This window comes from Pantoea sp. FN0307 (assembly GCF_050113815.1).
In the GTDB taxonomy this organism is placed as follows: domain Bacteria; phylum Pseudomonadota; class Gammaproteobacteria; order Enterobacterales; family Enterobacteriaceae; genus Mixta; species Mixta alhagi.
On record NZ_JBNJSO010000007.1, the window covers coordinates 99,683 to 115,353 of the forward strand.

Annotated in this window: 17 protein-coding genes; 12 read left to right on the top strand and 5 right to left on the bottom strand. The window is 54.6% G+C overall.

From position 1 onward, the window contains the following. The first annotated feature begins 81 nt into the window (after positions 1–81). The 7 genes from ACQE3Z_RS17855 to nrdG all read left to right on the top strand — a co-directional run bounded on the left by ACQE3Z_RS17855 (position 82) and on the right by nrdG (position 7,093). Positions 82–240: a hypothetical protein gene (locus ACQE3Z_RS17855; RefSeq protein ID WP_426974835.1), complete on the top strand. Its 159-nt coding sequence runs from the start codon at positions 82–84 to the stop codon at positions 238–240. Continuing rightward, complete coding sequence (gene pyrB, locus ACQE3Z_RS17860; RefSeq protein ID WP_426974836.1) at positions 237–1,169, top strand: aspartate carbamoyltransferase; 933 nt, start codon at positions 237–239, stop codon at positions 1,167–1,169. Before ACQE3Z_RS17855 ends, pyrB begins: the two co-directional genes overlap by 4 nt. A 12-nt stretch (positions 1,170–1,181) precedes the next feature. Further along, positions 1,182–1,643 carry an aspartate carbamoyltransferase regulatory subunit gene (gene pyrI / locus ACQE3Z_RS17865; protein ID WP_085068253.1) on the top strand — a complete coding sequence of 154 codons (462 nt, stop codon included), beginning with the start codon at positions 1,182–1,184 and terminating at the stop codon, positions 1,641–1,643. A gap of 77 nt (positions 1,644–1,720) precedes the next feature. Further along, the gene (ridA, locus tag ACQE3Z_RS17870; protein ID WP_426974837.1) at positions 1,721–2,107 is read left to right on the top strand and encodes a 2-iminobutanoate/2-iminopropanoate deaminase; all 387 of its coding nucleotides are present in this window, start codon (positions 1,721–1,723) and stop codon (positions 2,105–2,107) included. A 523-nt stretch (positions 2,108–2,630) separates the two neighbouring features. Further along, on the top strand, positions 2,631–4,298 hold the full coding sequence (gene treC / locus ACQE3Z_RS17875; protein WP_426974838.1) for an alpha,alpha-phosphotrehalase: 1,668 nt from the start codon (positions 2,631–2,633) through the stop codon (positions 4,296–4,298). Positions 4,299–4,511: 213 nt separating this feature from the next. Further along, positions 4,512–6,632 (top strand): anaerobic ribonucleoside-triphosphate reductase, encoded by a 2,121-nt coding sequence (gene nrdD / locus ACQE3Z_RS17880; RefSeq protein ID WP_426974839.1) that lies wholly within the window; start codon positions 4,512–4,514, stop codon positions 6,630–6,632. Further along, positions 6,629–7,093 (top strand): anaerobic ribonucleoside-triphosphate reductase-activating protein, encoded by a 465-nt coding sequence (nrdG, locus tag ACQE3Z_RS17885; RefSeq protein WP_426974840.1) that lies wholly within the window; start codon positions 6,629–6,631, stop codon positions 7,091–7,093. Before nrdD ends, nrdG begins: the two co-directional genes overlap by 4 nt. Before the next feature lie 49 nt (positions 7,094–7,142). Here nrdG and ACQE3Z_RS17890 read toward each other — a convergent pair whose 3' ends face one another. Continuing rightward, on the bottom strand, positions 7,143–7,775 hold the full coding sequence (locus ACQE3Z_RS17890) for an NAD-dependent epimerase/dehydratase family protein (protein WP_426974841.1): 633 nt from the start codon (positions 7,773–7,775) through the stop codon (positions 7,143–7,145). Positions 7,776–7,926: 151 nt separating this feature from the next. On the opposite strand from ACQE3Z_RS17890, the gene ACQE3Z_RS17895 reads away from it, so the two are divergent. Then, entirely contained in the window at positions 7,927–8,448 is a 522-nt protein-coding gene (locus ACQE3Z_RS17895) for a type 1 glutamine amidotransferase domain-containing protein (RefSeq protein WP_085068262.1), read from the top strand. An 89-nt stretch (positions 8,449–8,537) separates the two neighbouring features. On the opposite strand, the gene ACQE3Z_RS17900 is transcribed toward ACQE3Z_RS17895, so the two are convergent. Continuing rightward, positions 8,538–8,978 carry a YhbP family protein gene (locus ACQE3Z_RS17900; protein WP_085068263.1) on the bottom strand — a complete coding sequence of 147 codons (441 nt, stop codon included), beginning with the start codon at positions 8,976–8,978 and terminating at the stop codon, positions 8,538–8,540. An 89-nt stretch (positions 8,979–9,067) separates the two neighbouring features. Between ACQE3Z_RS17900 and ACQE3Z_RS17905 the strand changes: the two genes are divergently transcribed. Continuing rightward, positions 9,068–9,370 (top strand): GIY-YIG nuclease family protein, encoded by a 303-nt coding sequence (locus ACQE3Z_RS17905; protein ID WP_085072233.1) that lies wholly within the window; start codon positions 9,068–9,070, stop codon positions 9,368–9,370. Here the strand turns inward: ACQE3Z_RS17905 and ACQE3Z_RS17910 are convergent. Next, a complete protein-coding gene (locus ACQE3Z_RS17910) occupies positions 9,351–9,860 on the bottom strand; it encodes a GNAT family N-acetyltransferase (protein ID WP_250651620.1) in 510 nt (169 codons plus the stop codon). The two genes, ACQE3Z_RS17905 and ACQE3Z_RS17910, sit on opposite strands and share 20 nt — an antisense overlap. Then, complete coding sequence (gene ubiT, locus ACQE3Z_RS17915; RefSeq protein WP_420851604.1) at positions 9,854–10,378, bottom strand: ubiquinone anaerobic biosynthesis accessory factor UbiT; 525 nt, start codon at positions 10,376–10,378, stop codon at positions 9,854–9,856. Before ubiT ends, ACQE3Z_RS17910 begins: the two co-directional genes overlap by 7 nt. Positions 10,379–10,582: 204 nt before the next feature. Here ubiT and ubiU point away from each other — a divergent pair, with 204 nt between their 5' ends. The 3 genes from ubiU to ACQE3Z_RS17930 all read left to right on the top strand — a co-directional run bounded on the left by ubiU (position 10,583) and on the right by ACQE3Z_RS17930 (position 13,649). Next, positions 10,583–11,578: a ubiquinone anaerobic biosynthesis protein UbiU gene (gene ubiU / locus ACQE3Z_RS17920; protein WP_426974842.1), complete on the top strand. Its 996-nt coding sequence runs from the start codon at positions 10,583–10,585 to the stop codon at positions 11,576–11,578. A 9-nt stretch (positions 11,579–11,587) separates the two neighbouring features. Beyond that, positions 11,588–12,466, top strand: coding sequence for a U32 family peptidase (locus ACQE3Z_RS17925; protein ID WP_426974843.1), 879 nt, complete (start codon positions 11,588–11,590; stop codon positions 12,464–12,466). 172 nt (positions 12,467–12,638) lie between these two features. Continuing rightward, on the top strand, positions 12,639–13,649 hold the full coding sequence (locus tag ACQE3Z_RS17930; RefSeq protein WP_426974844.1) for a luciferase-like monooxygenase: 1,011 nt from the start codon (positions 12,639–12,641) through the stop codon (positions 13,647–13,649). Positions 13,650–13,715: 66 nt separating this feature from the next. Here ACQE3Z_RS17930 and ACQE3Z_RS17935 read toward each other — a convergent pair whose 3' ends face one another. Then, positions 13,716–15,644: a DEAD/DEAH family ATP-dependent RNA helicase gene (locus tag ACQE3Z_RS17935; RefSeq protein WP_250651616.1), complete on the bottom strand. Its 1,929-nt coding sequence runs from the start codon at positions 15,642–15,644 to the stop codon at positions 13,716–13,718. Positions 15,645–15,671 lie beyond the last annotated feature (27 nt).

Here is a 15,671-nt window from a genome sequence, read left to right on the forward strand (position 1 = left end):
AAACGGTTACCCGGCGCGCGTTTTTTACTTGATGCTGCAAACCGAATGCGTATAATGCGCCACAATTTGTCGGGAGGACGCATGCAACTGAGCCATAAAACAGCGATCGCTCAATCACGCCTGAATGCAGGCGGCGCGCCTGTTTCCTTCCGTCAGCGACCAATCGTAAAAAAGCCCCTCATTGCAGGGGCTTTTTTTTTCGTCCTTAATCCGGCACGCCTAAAGGAGAGTGACGCATGAATCCGCTGTATCACAAGCATATAATTTCGATTAACGATCTCAGCCGCGAGGAGCTGGAGCTGGTGCTGCATGCGGCGGCCAGCCTGAAGGCCCGGCCACAGCCAGAGCTGCTGAAGCATAAAGTGATTGCCAGCTGTTTCTTTGAAGCCTCTACGCGCACTCGCCTCTCTTTTGAAACGGCCATACAGCGGCTGGGCGCGGCGGTGGTCGGGTTTTCCGACAGCAGCAATACCTCGCTGGGCAAAAAGGGCGAAACGCTGGCCGATACCATTTCCGTTATCAGTACCTATGTCGATGCGATTGTGATGCGTCATCCGCAGGAAGGTGCGGCCCGTCTCGCCACCGAGTTTTCCGGCGCGATTCCGATCCTGAACGCGGGCGACGGCGCGAATCAGCATCCCACTCAAACGCTGCTCGATCTCTTTACTATTCAGGAAACGCAAAGCCGCCTGAGCAATCTGAATGTGGCGATGGTCGGCGACCTGAAATATGGCCGCACCGTGCATTCCCTGACGCAGGCGCTGGCCAAATTTGACGGCAACCGCTTCTTCTTTATCGCGCCTGAGGCGCTGGCGATGCCCGCTTATATTACCGATATGCTGGATGAAAAAGGCATTGCCTGGAGCCGCCACGCCAGTATTGAAGAGGTGGTGCCGCAGGTGGATATTCTTTATATGACGCGTGTACAGAAAGAGCGTCTCGATCCCTCGGAATATGCCAACGTGAAGGCGCAGTTTGTTCTGCGCGCCGCCGATTTGCAGGGCGCTCGCGACAATATGAAAGTGCTGCATCCGCTGCCGCGCGTTGATGAGATCGCCATCGACGTGGATAAAACGCCTTACGCCTGGTATTTCCAGCAGGCCGGCAACGGTATTTATGCGCGTCAGGCGCTTCTGGCATTAGTGCTTAACAGCGATCCGGTTCTGTAAGGAGGAAACAGTATGACGCAAGATAAATTGCAGGTTGAAGCCATCAAACGCGGCACGGTAATCGATCATATTCCGGCGCAGGTGGGCTTTAAACTTTTAACGCTGTTCCGCCTGACGGAAACCGAGCAGCGCATTACCATCGGACTTAACCTGCCCTCCGGGGCGCTGGGCCGTAAAGATTTAATCAAGATCGAAAACACTTTCCTCACCGACGAGCAGATCAATCAGTTAGCAGTCTATGCGCCGCACGCTACCGTTAACCGGATCGATGATTATGAAGTGGTCGCCAAGATCGTTCCTGTGCTGCCGGATCGTATTGAGCGCGTGCTGACCTGTCCGAACGGCAACTGCATCAGCCGCACGGAGCCGGTTTACTCCAGTTTTGCCGTCAGAAAACGCGCTGATAACGTTCAGCTGAAGTGCAAATATTGTGAAAAAGAATTTGCGCATCAGGTGGTGCTGGCGAACTGGTAAACACTTTCCATCTTCCTATAATAGAGCGACAGGGCGGGCAGGCTGTCCGCCTGGCATCCCACACCTCAGGAGAATTTATGTCACGCGAAATCAGCACGGAAAATGCCCCTGCCGCTATCGGACCCTATGTTCAGGGCGTCGATCTGGGGAGTATGATCATAACTTCCGGTCAGATCCCGGTCGATCCTAAAACCGGCACGGTCGCTGATGGCGTTGCTGCGCAGGCACGTCAGTCACTGGAAAATGTGCAGGCCATTGTGGAAGCCGCAGGTCTGAAGGTAAGTGACATTGTGAAAACCACAGTGTTCGTTAAAGACCTTAACGACTTCGCCACTGTTAATGCCACCTATGAAGCCTTTTTCAACGAGCACGGCGCACCTTTCCCTGCTCGCTCCTGCGTGGAGGTGGCGCGTTTGCCAAAAGATGTAAAAATTGAAATCGAAGCGATTGCCGTACGTCGCTAATCGACATAACGATAAGGCCGCGTCAGTTGCACGCGGCTTTTTAATAATGCTTTCCCGACAGGTCTTTTTTACTGGCGTAAAGCAGGCTTTTCCTGATTTGCTCATCCGCGCATGCCGATGACGCTGGCCTTTCCCTTTTGCGCGTATGCGCCGCTGCGCCAGTACTGCTAAGCTACTTTATTCACTTAGCGAAACGCCTTTTCTATATTGAACAGATGCAGCCGCGCATAGGGTGCTTTTCCTGACTATTGCGGGGTTAAATCAGCGGCGGCGGAAAATTTTTGCAACATCCCTGTAAAGAGTTTTACCAGGCTGCATAAAGGGCGCGGAGACGGCGCTATATTATGAAGCAACAGCCTTTTTCCACTCCTGAGAGGGCGTAAAAATCGCTTTTTCAGCGGATTCCTCAGCGTCCGGCGTGTCGTAATCGTAAGGAGTAGCTAACCTTACTGAGTGTGAAAAAGTAGACTTTTCGATAAAACGGGCGGCGGTTTTCGCCCCGATAAGCAATCAGGATTGAGCAATGAATAAAACTCCACCATGGTGGCAGAACGGCGTCATTTATCAAATCTATCCCAAGAGCTTCCAGGATACGACCGGTAGTGGCACAGGCGACCTGGCCGGTGTGATTCAGCGTCTGGACTACCTGAAAATGCTGGGTGTGGATGCAATCTGGCTGACGCCTTTTTATATTTCACCGCAGGTTGATAACGGCTATGACGTGGCGAACTACACCGCCATCGATCCCGCTTACGGCACAATGAGCGATTTCGACCATTTGGTTGAGCAGGCGCATAAGCGCGGGCTGCGTATTATCCTTGATATGGTGTTTAACCACTCTTCCACACAGCATCACTGGTTTCATGAATCGCTGAACCCGGAAAGCCCTTATCGCGACTACTATATCTGGCGGGATGGCAAGCCCAACGAACCGCCTAATAACTGGAAGTCAAAGTTCGGCGGCTCCGCATGGCGCTGGCATCCGGAAAGTAATCAGTACTATATGCACCTGTGGGCGCCTGAACAGGCCGATCTGAACTGGGAAAATGACAATGTGCGCGCCGAGCTCAAGCAGATTGTGAACTTCTGGGCCGATCGCGGTATCGATGGGCTGCGTCTCGATGTCATTAACCTGGTCTCCAAGCATCAGGATTTCCCTGACGATCCCGATGGCGATGGTCTGCGTCTTTATACCGACGGGCCGCGCATTCACGAATATATGCGTGAGATGAGCCGCGACGTTTTTCGTCCACGCGAGCTGGTGACGGTGGGCGAGATGTCCTCTGCAACGCTGGAGCACTGCCAGCAGTATGGCTCGCTGGAGGGCGAAGAGCTGTCGATGGTCTTCAGCTTTGATCATGTCGAAGTGGATTTCTGGAATGGCCAGAAATGGACACTGACCCCGCTGGATCTGGTGGCGCAAAAGAAAATCTTTACCCACTGGCAGCAGGGTATGCACAATCGCGCCTGGAACGCCCTGTTCTGGTGTAACCACGATCAGCCGCGCGTGGTCTCACGCTGGGGCGATGATGGCGAATATCGTGTGCAGTCGGCGAAGATGCTGGCGATGGTGCTGCATGGTATGCAGGGCACGCCCTATATTTTCCAGGGCGAAGAGCTGGGCATGACCAACCCCGGCTTTACCCGCATCATCGACTACCGCGATATTGAAAGTCATAACATGTATGCAGAACTACGTGCACAGGGTCGCGACAGCGAAAACCTGCTGGCGATACTGGCCAGTAAATCGCGCGATAATGGCCGTACGCCGATGCAGTGGGACGCCAGCCAGAATGCCGGCTTTACGACCGGCACGCCGTGGATCGGCATGAGCCCGAATTATGAAACCGTTAATGCCGAAGCGGCCATCGCTGACCCAAACTCGATTTTTTATGCTTATAAACAGCTTATCAAGCTGCGTAAGCGTTATCTGATCCTGACCTGGGGCGACTATCTTGACCTGCTGCCGAATCACCCTTATCTCTGGTGCTATCAGCGCCAGTATGAAGGTGAAACGCTGGTGGTGATGGCGAACTTCAGTCGTGAGGCGCAGACCTGGCATCCGGAAGAGTCGTTTGGCAGCAGTTGGGAAGTGATGATGAGCAATTATCCGGATCCCAAAAACGAGCCGGGCGAGATGATGCTGCGGCCCTGGGAAGCGGTCTGGTGGTATCAGAAGAAAAATCATTGAGTTAAACCGCTGCGCGTGAATAACGCGCAGCGACATCTGTTTTAATCCCTCTTATAAGCTCTGTTTTTGCCGCCGTTTAACTTTTCAACCGCCTCTGGCGATCCTTGTTCTGCGTCAAGAAAAGTGCGCTTAAATCAGGCGCAAACCCCATATATAGCGTTTACTATTCACCACCAGTCCTACATATAGTAATGACTTCACGGGAGAACGGTGGTGAAAACGACGGTAGTAAAACGAGACGGCTGTCAGGTAGCCTTTGATCAGCAGCGCATCGCTGAGGCGATTCGCGCCGCAGCCCGGGCCGCTCAGATTGAAGATGAAGTCTATTGCTTAGCGATAGCCCAGCAGGTCAGTGAACAGGTCAGCAGCCGTGAGCGCGTCGATATTCATGAAATTCAGCAAGCCGTAGAAGACTTACTGATGGCAGGCCGCTATCCGCAACTGGCGCGTCAGTATATTGAGTACCGCCACGATCGCGATTTAGCGCGTGAGCAGCGCGGTAAACTGAGCAAAGCCATTCGCGGGCTGGTGGAGCAAAGCGATCCCGCCCTGCTGCATGAAAACGCCAATAAAGACAGCAAAGTAATCCCAACCCAGCGCGACCTGCTGGCAGGTATTGTCGCTAAACATTATGCCCAGCAGCATATGCTGCCGCGCGATGTGGTACGCGCCCACCAGCGCGGGGAAATCCACTATCACGATCTGGACTATGCCCCTTTCTTTCCGATGTTTAACTGCATGCTGATCGATTTAAAAGGCATGCTGACCAACGGCTTCAAGATGGGCAACGCCGAGATTGAACCGCCCAAATCTATTGCTACCGCAACGGCGGTAACGGCACAGATTATCGCGCAGGTTGCCAGCCATATTTATGGCGGCACCACGATCAACCGCATCGATGAGATCCTTGCCCCCTTTGTGGAGGTGAGCTATGAAAAACATCTGGCGGTGGCACGTGAATGGCAGATTGCTGAAAGCGAGCGTTATGCCCGCGAACGCACCGAGAAAGAGTGTTACGACGCTTTCCAGTCGCTGGAATATGAGGTGAATACGCTGCACACCGCCAACGGTCAGACGCCGTTTGTCACCTTTGGTTTTGGCCTGGGAACCAGCTGGGCGGCGCGCCTGATCCAGCAGTCTATTCTGCGCAACCGTATTGCCGGCCTTGGCAAAAACCGCAAAACCGCCGTGTTCCCTAAACTGGTGTTTGCGATTCGTGAGGGGCTTAACCGTCGTCCGGGCGATGCCAATTATGACATCAAACAGCTGGCTCTGGAGTGCGCCAGCAAACGCATGTATCCCGATATTCTTAATTACGATCGCGTCGTGGAGGTGACCGGCTCATTTAAAACGCCAATGGGCTGTCGCAGTTTCCTCGGCGTGTGGGAAGAGAACGGTGAACAGGTTCATGATGGCCGCAACAACCTGGGCGTAATCAGCCTTAACCTGCCGCGTATTGGTCTGGAAGCGCGCGGTGACGAAGCGCGTTTCTGGCAGCTGCTGGATGAACGTCTGGCCATTGCCAGGAAAGCGCTGATGACGCGCATCGCCCGCCTGGAACAGACCAAAGCGCGCGTGGCGCCCATTCTCTATATGGAAGGTGCCTGCGGCGTGCGGCTTAACGCGGACGATAACGTGGCGGAGATTTTTAAAAATGGTCGCGCATCCATTTCTCTGGGTTACATTGGCCTGCATGAGACCATCAACGCCCTGAGCGGCGGCGAGACGCATCTCTACGACAGCGAAGCGTTGCGTGCCAAAGCGGTGGCGATCGTTACGCGTCTGCGCGAAGCGGTCGATGCCTGGAAAGAGGAGACCGGCTACGGTTTCAGCCTCTACAGCACGCCCAGCGAAAATCTCTGCGATCGCTTCTGCCGCCTGGATGCCGCTGAGTTTGGCCAGGTCAAAGGCGTAACCGATAAAGGCTACTACACCAACAGTTTCCATCTGGACGTAGAGAAAAAAGTTAACCCGTACGACAAGCTCGACTTCGAAGCCGTTTACCCGACAATCGCTAACGGCGGCTTTATCTGTTATGGCGAGTATCCCAATCTGCAGCACAACCTGAAAGCGCTGGAAGATGTCTGGGACTACAGCTATAACCACGTTCCTTATTACGGCACCAATACGCCCATTGACGAATGTTACGAGTGCGGCTTTACCGGTGAGTTTGACTGTACCAGCAAAGGGTTCACCTGCCCGGCCTGCGGCAATCACGATCCGGCCAGAGTCTCCGTTACGCGTCGCGTATGCGGTTATCTGGGCAGCCCGGACGCCCGTCCGTTTAACGCCGGTAAACAGGAAGAGGTAAAACGGCGGGTAAAACATCTGTGAATATCCACCAGTACTATCCCATTGATGTGGTGAACGGACCGGGCACCCGCTGTACGCTATTTGTTGCCGGCTGTGAGCATGCCTGTCCCGGCTGCTATAACCAGCGCACCTGGCGGCTTAACTCCGGCGTGCCCTTTACCATCGATATGGAGGAAAAGCTGATAGGCGATCTGAACGATCGCCGTATTCCACGTCAGGGATTATCGCTTTCCGGCGGCGATCCGCTGCATCCAGCCAACGTGCCCGATGTGCTGCGACTGGTGCGCCGCGTACGGTGCGCTTGTCCCGGCAAGGATATCTGGCTATGGACCGGCTACACGCTGGCAGAGCTTAGCGAAGCCCAGAGAAAGGTAGTGGCTGAACTGGATGTGCTGGTAGACGGCAAATTTATCCGGGAGTTAAAAGATCCTGCGCTGGTCTGGCGTGGGAGCAGTAACCAGGTTATTCATTACCTGCGCTGAGCATCGCCCTGCTGTCCCAGGCCATGGCTTGCAGGCTGACGTTCACGCTTTATCTGGGGCGGGTAATGGCAGCAGATTCAATAATGGTGACGTTATTGTGGCCAGGCGAAAAGGCTTCGCGCATCATCGCCCCGGCAACATCTTTAGCCGTCACCGCCCGCCAGTTACCAGGCAATAGCTTAAACAACGGCGCAAAAAACGCTTCGCCCGGCCGCGGTTGCTGCCGATCGCCCAGCAGCAGAGAGGGGCGAATAAGCGTCAGGCGCGGCCAGCTCTGCTGTTGCAACGCCCGTTCCATCTCCCCTTTGACCCGATGATAGAAAAAAGGTGAATTGACGCTGGCTCCATGCGCGCTTACCGCCAGCATATGTTTGGCCCCAAGGCGCTGGCCAGCAATCGCACTGTCCACCACCAGCGTATAATCAACATGGATAAAGGCAGCCTTGCTGCCCGCCTGCTTACGCGTGGTACCCAGGCAGCAAAAGACAATATCAATCGGCTGCTGCAAAGGGCGCAGCACATCGGTCAGATCCGCTTCCACCAGATTAATCACTTTATTCATTGGCGGAAGCGCGCGTCGCGTGGGCGCAATAATTTCGCTGACGCGCGGCTCGGCAATCAACAACCGCAGCAGGTGACTTCCCACCAGGCCGCTGGCTCCGGTTAATAGTACTCGACTCATCGTCTCTCCCGACAGGCGGCCTGTAGGCTCCGCATGGCATTTAACTGGCTGTTATCAATGAGGTTAGCAGAGAAAGCGCGGTTGATGATTTGATTTTTCAGCATACTCAACCAGACTTAACCGGTAGCACCACATAAACAGGAGGATAAAGATGAGCAAGAAAATAGCGGTGTTGATAACCGATGAATTTGAAGACTCTGAATTTACCTCCCCTGCAGAAGCCTATACCAAAGCGGGCCATGAAGTTGTGACCATCGAAATGGAAGCCGGTAAAACGGTAACGGGTAAGCAGGGAAAGGCACAGGTAAAAATAGATAAAGATATTGATCATGTTAGCCCGGCAGAATTTGATGCGCTGTTGCTGCCAGGAGGACATTCGCCAGATGCCCTGCGTGGCGATGACCGCTTCGTTAACTTTACTAAAGAATTTGTCGCCAGTGGGAAACCGATCTTTGCGATCTGCCACGGTCCGCAGCTGTTAATCAGCGCCAACGGCGTGCGTGGTCGTAAAATGACCTGCGTGAAGGCCATCGCCATCGATCTGAAAAATGCCGGCGCAGACTTCTACGATAAAGAGGTGGTTGTCGATAACGACAAGCTGGTAACCAGCCGTACGCCAGAAGATTTGCCTGCCTTTAACCAGGAATCGCTGCGTATTCTCAACAACCTTTAAGACTCTTTCTCTGCTGTGCGGCAGCCTGTCGCACAGCTTGTACCCTGCACCTGGAAGCGGCGCATCGGAATACACCCTATTTTCTGCTGTTACCGGCTTTCTTCTGTATTACGCAGCCAGTGATTCTTTTTACCAAAACCTAATGTGTTGTCGGTCATTTTGATCTCGTCGAGCCGGATCTCCCACAGCGGCGCTGAAACCGTGCGCGCTACAGGAAAACGTTGGCAGTAAGCGGCGCGCGCCCGCTGCTCCTGTTCACCCTGCAGTAAATGCGCCGTGCCAAGAAACTGGATGCCCTTAATCAACATCACCGTTTTCGTCTGCCCGCTTACCGTGCCCGCTACCTGTGGCTGCTGCATCATTAAAGCGCCGTGGCGCGTTTCGGCTTCCGTCATTATCCAGAACGCCATACCGGTTTCATCAAACACGTAAAAACAGTTGGCACACCAAACTGTTTCATTATTACCACAGCAAACAGACAGCACATGCTGCTTTTTTAAATAGCGAATTATCGCGCTAACGTCAGACACGCTTGCTCCAGTGATAAAAAAAGCGGCTATCCATGACCAACAGGAACCATTGCCGTTACAATGCCATACCTGCAATGGAGGTTAACAAGATGAGTGAAATCGCCCCCGCGCCCTGGCAACTTTATATTGTGCGTACCGCTGCCGGTTCGCTTTATACCGGCATCAGCAATAATGTACCGCGTCGCTTTCAACAGCACCTGAAGGGCACCGGCGCTAAAGCCTTGCGTGGCAAAGGCCCGCTGGAACTGCTGCTTACCTGTGAAGCGGGCGATCGCGCCATGGCCTCCCGTCTGGAGTATCAAGTTAAACAGCTGTCACGGCAGGAAAAACTCAGGCTGGTGGCCAACCAGCCGATTTCGCTGGCGCGCTGGCTTAGCGATCGTTCAGGTTAAAATGCGTGGAATAAGCCACCTCGCCGCTCGCATCCACAAAGGCATCATCCGCCAGCTTGTAGACCTGAAAAGCAGCTTCGGTGCCCGGCCAGGGGCAATGGAGCTGATGGCGTGCGGCCGGCTCAAAGCCATAACGACCAAACCAGGCGGGATCGCCCAGCACCACAACCGCCGCATAACCAAACTCATTTAGCGTATCCAGCCCTTCAAAAAGCAGCTGTTTACCTATGCCCTGGCGGCGCACGCGCTCATCTACCGCCAGCGGAGCCAGCCCCACCCAATTGCGATCTTCGTCCTGCAGGGTTACCGGACTGAAAGCGGCATAGCCAAGAACCTGTCCCTCTTCGTCAGTGGCGACCACGCCCAGCGTAAGCTGGCCATCTTCCCGCAGCCGTTGCACCAGATCTGCCTCGGCACCGGTGGGAAAGCAGCGGCGCAGCAGGCTATCGATACCGGCCGCATCCACCCCTATTTCTGTACGAATTAACATGAAACACCTGCGCGATCTCCTGGAGATTTCGCGTCCTCGTTCAGGCCGGCCTCGACAAAGTCAGCCAGCTGCATTAATCCAATGCGCAGCGGCGCTGGCATATTTTCCAGTTCGATGGCATCCATCAGATTTTTGACCTCCAGCCCCAGCTCGGTGTCGCCTTCGATCACCAGCCGACGCTGGAAGAAAAGCGTATCCGGATCGACTTTCCGTGCAGCGATCAGCAGCAGATCGTTAGCGCTGCCGCGGAACCAGACATCTGCTTCATCACGGTTGCTGATCTGTAACCGGCCGTCCTGCAGCGTAACGGCCCAGCGCAGCGCGATATCATGAATATCAATACCCAGCCAACGCCCTTCCAGAAAGTCTAACTCACCTTCCTCCAGCGCATGGCTAAATTGCATATTCAGCAGCTGCTGTAGCAGGCGTTTTTTCAGGGTAAACGGCGTGAACTGCACCGGCAGACGCAGCAGACGCGGTCCATGATTAACACACTGAGCGCGAAGCATATTTAACACAGTCTTTACTCCTTTAAATAAATAAGTGTTATTTTGCCACAGCACCACTTTTCCCGGGCTGGCTGGATCAATAAATCTCGCTGCCAGATGAACAATTCAGCAACACTAATCCGATCAATACGCCATTCGCTGCCTTAAATCAAAATTTCTCGCGCTGAGCTTGTCTACACTCGGCGCAAATATTCATTGTCTACAGGATATCTCATGGAACTCCTTTGCCCGGCGGGAAACTTGCCCGCGCTGAAGGCAGCGATCGAGAACGGAGCAGATGCAGTTTACATCGGACTGAAAGATGACACTAATGCGCGTCACTTTGCCGGTTTGAACTTTACCGATAAACGTCTAAAAGAAGCGGCGCGCGTGGTACATCAGCATCGGCGCAAGCTGCATGTCGCCATCAATACTTTTGCCCAGCCGGCAGGGTATAAACGCTGGGAAAATGCGATCGATATGGCCGTGGATAATGGCGCTGACGCGTTGATTATCGCCGACCTGGCGATGCTTGAGTATGCCGCTAACCGCTATCCGCATGTTGAGCGGCATGTCTCGGTGCAGGCATCAGCTACTAACCTGGAAGCGATACGCTTCTACCATCAACATTTCGATGTCGCGCGTGTGGTTTTGCCACGTGTGCTCTCTATACACCAGGTGCGCCAGCTGGCGCGTAATACGCCGGTTCCGCTGGAAGTGTTCGCTTTCGGCAGCCTGTGCATTATGGCGGAAGGACGCTGCTATCTCTCTTCATGGATGACCGGCGAATCGCCTAATACCGTCGGCGCCTGTTCACCTGCCCGCTTTGTACGCTGGCAGCAAACGCCCGCCGGACTGGAGTCGCGCCTGAATGAGGTGCTGATTGATCGTTATGAGGCCCATGAAAATGCGGGCTATCCCACCTTATGCAAAGGGCGCTATCAGGTCGATGGAGAGCGCTATCATGTTCTGGAAGAACCGACCAGCCTGAACACCCTTGAGCTATTGCCCGATCTGTTAGCCGCCAATATCGCTTCGGTAAAAATCGAAGGCCGCCAGCGCAGCCCGGCCTATGTCGCCCAGGTTGCCCGGATCTGGCGCCAGGCTATTGACCGCTGTAAAGCAGAGCCAGGCATTTTTGCCGTTCAGGAAAACTGGATGACGGAATTAGGCGCGCTGGCTGAGGGTACGCAGACCACGCTGGGCGCTTACCACCGCAAATGGCAATAAGGAAACAGCATGAAATACTCTTTAGGGCCGGTACTGTGGTACTGGCCAACCGATACGCTGGCCGATTTTTATCAGGCCGCAGCGCAAAGCAGCGCGGATATTATCTATTTAGGAGAGTCGGTATGCAGCAAACGCCGCGCTACCCGCTTTAATCAATGGATGGAATTCGCCCGTTTTCTGGCGCAAAGCGGCAAACAGGTCGTGTTCAGTACGCTGGCGCTGGTACAGTCTGCGTCGGAATTACAGGAGATCAAACGCTACGTTGATAACGGCGAGTTCCTGATTGAAGCCAACGATCTGGGCACCGTGAATATGGCGGCCGAGCAGAAGCTTCCCTTTGTGGTCGGCCATGCGCTCAACTGTTATAACGCCGTTACGCTGCGCATGCTGCTGCGACTTGGCATGACGCGATGGTGTATGCCGGTTGAGCTGTCGCGCGACTGGCTGCTCACTATTCAACAGCAGTGCGACGATTTAGGCATTCACGGCAAGTTCGAGACTGAAGTGCTGGCTTATGGTCATCTGCCGCTGGCGTTGTCGGCTCGCTGCTTTACCGCCCGGTCAGAGGATAAGCCCAAAGATGAATGCGAAACCTGCTGTATTAACTATCCGCAGGGGCGTCGCGTGCTCTCGCAGGAGGATCAGCAGGTTTTTGTGCTGAACGGTATCCAGACCATGAGCGGCTACTGTTATAACCTCGGTAACGATCTGACCAGCATGCATGGCCTGGTAGATGTGGTTCGTCTGTCGCCAGAAGATAAACAGACGCTGGCGCTTATCGATCGCTTCCGTGCCAATGAAGAAGGCGAAGCCCCATTAATGATGGCGCAACGCAATGACTGCAACGGCTACTGGCGCAAGCTGGCAGGAATGGCGCTGCAATCATAAAAAGTGGCGCAGCGATCTGACGTTGCGCCCTCTGTTTTAACGTTCTGCCCGCCGCCGCTTTGCTCTCAGGGCATATTCTGGCTACTCTGCTAAAAGTGCAATACGGTAAAGTGTATGCATGATTTTTTACAAGGCTGACGCTTTCGGCCTGTAGCCAACAAAGTGAGCAGATATGTCTGAGAAAAAAAGTGTTCCTCTGTCAGTACTCGATTTGGCGCCAATCCCGCAAGGCGCCTCGCCGCGTGATGCTTTCCACGCCTCGCTGGCGCTGGCACAGCAGGCAGAAGAATTAGGCTTCCATCGCTACTGGCTGGCGGAACATCACAATATGACCGGCATTGCCAGCGCGGCTACATCCGTGCTGATCGGTTATCTGGCGGCAAATACCAAAACGCTGCGTCTCGGCTCAGGCGGTATTATGTTGCCTAACCATGCGCCGCTGGTGATTGCTGAACAGTTCGGCACGCTGGAATCGCTTTATCCAGGCCGTATCGATCTTGGTCTGGGCCGCGCTCCGGGCTCTGATCAGCGCACTATGATGGCGTTACGCCGTCATCAAAGCCCCAATATGGTTGATAGCTTTCCGGAAGATGTGGAAACGCTGATTGCCTGGTTTGATGCAGAGAAAGAGGCGCAGCCGCCGGTGCAGCCAGTGCCAGGGCTGGGTTTGAACATACCGGTCTGGTTGTTGGGTTCCAGCCTGTACAGCGCGCAGCTGGCGGCGAAACTGGGACTGCCGTTTGCTTTTGCTTCCCATTTTGCGCCCGACCTGCTTTTCCAGGCGTTGCATATGTATCGTGAGAACTTCCAGCCCTCTGCGCGTCTGGATAAGCCTTACGCCATCGTCTGTATCAATATTGTCGCAGCTGATAGCGAGCGGGAAGCCCGCTTCCTGTTTACCTCTATGCAGCAGCAGTTTATCAATCTGCGCCGGGGTCAACCGGGCCCGCTACCGCCGCCGGTAGAGAATATGGATCATCTCTGGACGCCCTCGGAGCAGTATGGTGTTCAGCAGGCGTTAAGTATGTCAGTGGTCGGTGATCTTACGAAGGTACAGCATGGACTGGCGGCATTGATCCGTGAAACTCAGGCGGATGAAATTATGGTTAACGGCCAAATTTTCGATAGTCAGGCCCGTCTGCGCTCGTTTGAACTGGCAATGCAGGCTGCCCGCTCCCTGTAATCATCCCTGAATAACAGGCATAAAAAAACCAGCCTTTCGGCTGGTTTTTTATTTCACGCTTAGCGATTAGTAATCGCGACGGCGTACTGCGCCTGTACCGGTGCTGTCTTCACGACGCGGTCCACGGCTGGCACCGTCACGGTTACCGCTACTGCGCGCGCCGGCACCTTCACGACGCTCGCCGAAACGACGACCGCCTTCACGACCAGCGCCGCCTTCACGACCAGCACCGCCGAAGCCGCCACGACCGCCAGGACGACGCTCACCGCCACGTTCACCGCCACGTTCAGAACGCTCACGCGGCTGCGCATCACCCATCAGCTGCATATTCATCGGTTTATTCAGAATACGCGTGCGGGTAAAGTGCTGCAGGATTTCACCCGGCATGCCTTTCGGCAGCTCGATAGTGGAGTGAGAAGCAAACAGCTTGATGTTACCAATGTAACGGCTGCTGATGTCGCCTTCGTTAGCGATAGCACCAACGATATGACGCACTTCGACGCCATCATCACGGCCCACTTCGATACGATACAGTTCCATATCGCCAACGTCACGACGCTCGCGACGCGGACGATCGCCGCCTTCACGGCTGTCACGGCTGTCACGACCTTCGCGTGCTTCACGCGGGCTACGACGCTCATCACGCTCACGGAATTCACGGCGCTGCGGACGCGGAGCTTCCGGCGCCACAATCAGCGGACGTTCGCCCTGTGCCATTTTCAATAGCGCGGCAGCCAGCGTTTCCATTTCCAGATCGTTTTCCGGCGACAGCTTGCTCAGCAGGGCACGGTACTGGTCCAGATCGCTACTTTCCAGCTGCTGCTGTACTTTCGCGGCGAATTTTTCCAGACGACGCGCGCTCAGCAGCTCTCCGTTCGGCAGTTCAACTTCCGGGATCGTCAGCTTCATGGTGCGCTCGATGTTGCGCAGCAGGCGACGTTCACGGTTTTCTACGAACAGCAGCGCACGGCCAGCACGGCCAGCACGACCGGTACGGCCGATACGGTGAACGTAAGACTCTGAATCCATAGGGATGTCATAGTTTACTACCAGGCTGATACGCTCAACGTCAAGACCACGCGCCGCTACGTCAGTGGCGATCAGGATGTCCAGACGACCATCTTTCAGACGTTCCAGCGTCTGCTCACGCAGTGCCTGATTCATATCGCCGTTTAACGCAGCGCTGCTGTAGCCGCTACGCTCCAGCGCTTCAGCAACTTCCAGCGTGGCGTTTTTAGTACGTACGAAAATAATCGCCGCATCAAAATCTTCAGCTTCCAGGAAGCGAACCAGCGCATCGGTCTTACGACCCCAAACAGTCCAGTAGCTCTGGCTGATGTCAGGACGCGTGGTAACGCTGCTCTGGATACGCACTTCCTGCGGATCCTTCATAAAGCGACGCGTAATACGGCGAATCGCTTCCGGCATGGTGGCAGAGAACAGTGCGGTCTGATGACCTTCCGGAATCTGCGCCATGATGGTTTCTACGTCTTCGATAAAGCCCATGCGCAGCATTTCATCTGCTTCGTCCAGCACCAGGCCACGCAGGTTAGACAGATCCAGCGTACCGCGTTTCAGGTGATCCAGCAGACGACCCGGCGTACCCACGACGATCTGCGGACCCTGGCGCAGCGCACGCAGCTGCACGTCATAACGTTGACCACCGTACAGAGCCAGTACGTTAACGCCATGCATATGTTTAGAAAATTCGTTGCACGCTTCTGCAACCTGCACCGCCAGCTCACGCGTCGGCGCCAGCACCAGAATCTGCGGTGCTTTCAGTTCAGGGTCGAGGTTATGCAGCAGCGGTAAGGAGAACGCTGCAGTTTTACCGCTACCGGTTTGTGCCATACCCAGTACATCGCGGCCTTCCAGCAGATGTGGGATACAGGCGGCCTGAATGGGTGAAGGCTTTTCATAGCCCAGGTCATTCAGTGCTTTAAGGATGAATTCGTTAAGACCCAGATCGGAAAAAGTGGTTTGGATATCAGTCATGTAGTACAAGTGCCTCTTAGATTACGG

Bases quoted from the DNA above. Each gene is read 5' to 3' on its own strand.
- ACQE3Z_RS17890 (WP_426974841.1), bottom strand. From the start codon at position 7,775: ATGAGTCGAGTACTATTAACCGGAGCCAGCGGCCTGGTGGGAAGTCAC.
- ACQE3Z_RS17895 (WP_085068262.1), top strand. From the start codon at position 7,927: ATGAGCAAGAAAATAGCGGTGTTGATAACCGATGAATTTGAAGACTCT.
- ACQE3Z_RS17935 (WP_250651616.1), bottom strand. From the start codon at position 15,644: ATGACTGATATCCAAACCACTTTTTCCGATCTGGGTCTTAACGAATTC.
- pyrB (WP_426974836.1), top strand. From the start codon at position 237: ATGAATCCGCTGTATCACAAGCATATAATTTCGATTAACGATCTCAGC.
- ACQE3Z_RS17905 (WP_085072233.1), top strand. From the start codon at position 9,068: ATGAGTGAAATCGCCCCCGCGCCCTGGCAACTTTATATTGTGCGTACC.
- ridA (WP_426974837.1), top strand. From the start codon at position 1,721: ATGTCACGCGAAATCAGCACGGAAAATGCCCCTGCCGCTATCGGACCC.
- pyrI (WP_085068253.1), top strand. From the start codon at position 1,182: ATGACGCAAGATAAATTGCAGGTTGAAGCCATCAAACGCGGCACGGTA.
- treC (WP_426974838.1), top strand. From the start codon at position 2,631: ATGAATAAAACTCCACCATGGTGGCAGAACGGCGTCATTTATCAAATC.
- ACQE3Z_RS17930 (WP_426974844.1), top strand. From the start codon at position 12,639: ATGTCTGAGAAAAAAAGTGTTCCTCTGTCAGTACTCGATTTGGCGCCA.
- ACQE3Z_RS17925 (WP_426974843.1), top strand. From the start codon at position 11,588: ATGAAATACTCTTTAGGGCCGGTACTGTGGTACTGGCCAACCGATACG.
- ACQE3Z_RS17910 (WP_250651620.1), bottom strand. From the start codon at position 9,860: ATGTTAATTCGTACAGAAATAGGGGTGGATGCGGCCGGTATCGATAGC.
- ACQE3Z_RS17855 (WP_426974835.1), top strand. From the start codon at position 82: ATGCAACTGAGCCATAAAACAGCGATCGCTCAATCACGCCTGAATGCA.
- ubiU (WP_426974842.1), top strand. From the start codon at position 10,583: ATGGAACTCCTTTGCCCGGCGGGAAACTTGCCCGCGCTGAAGGCAGCG.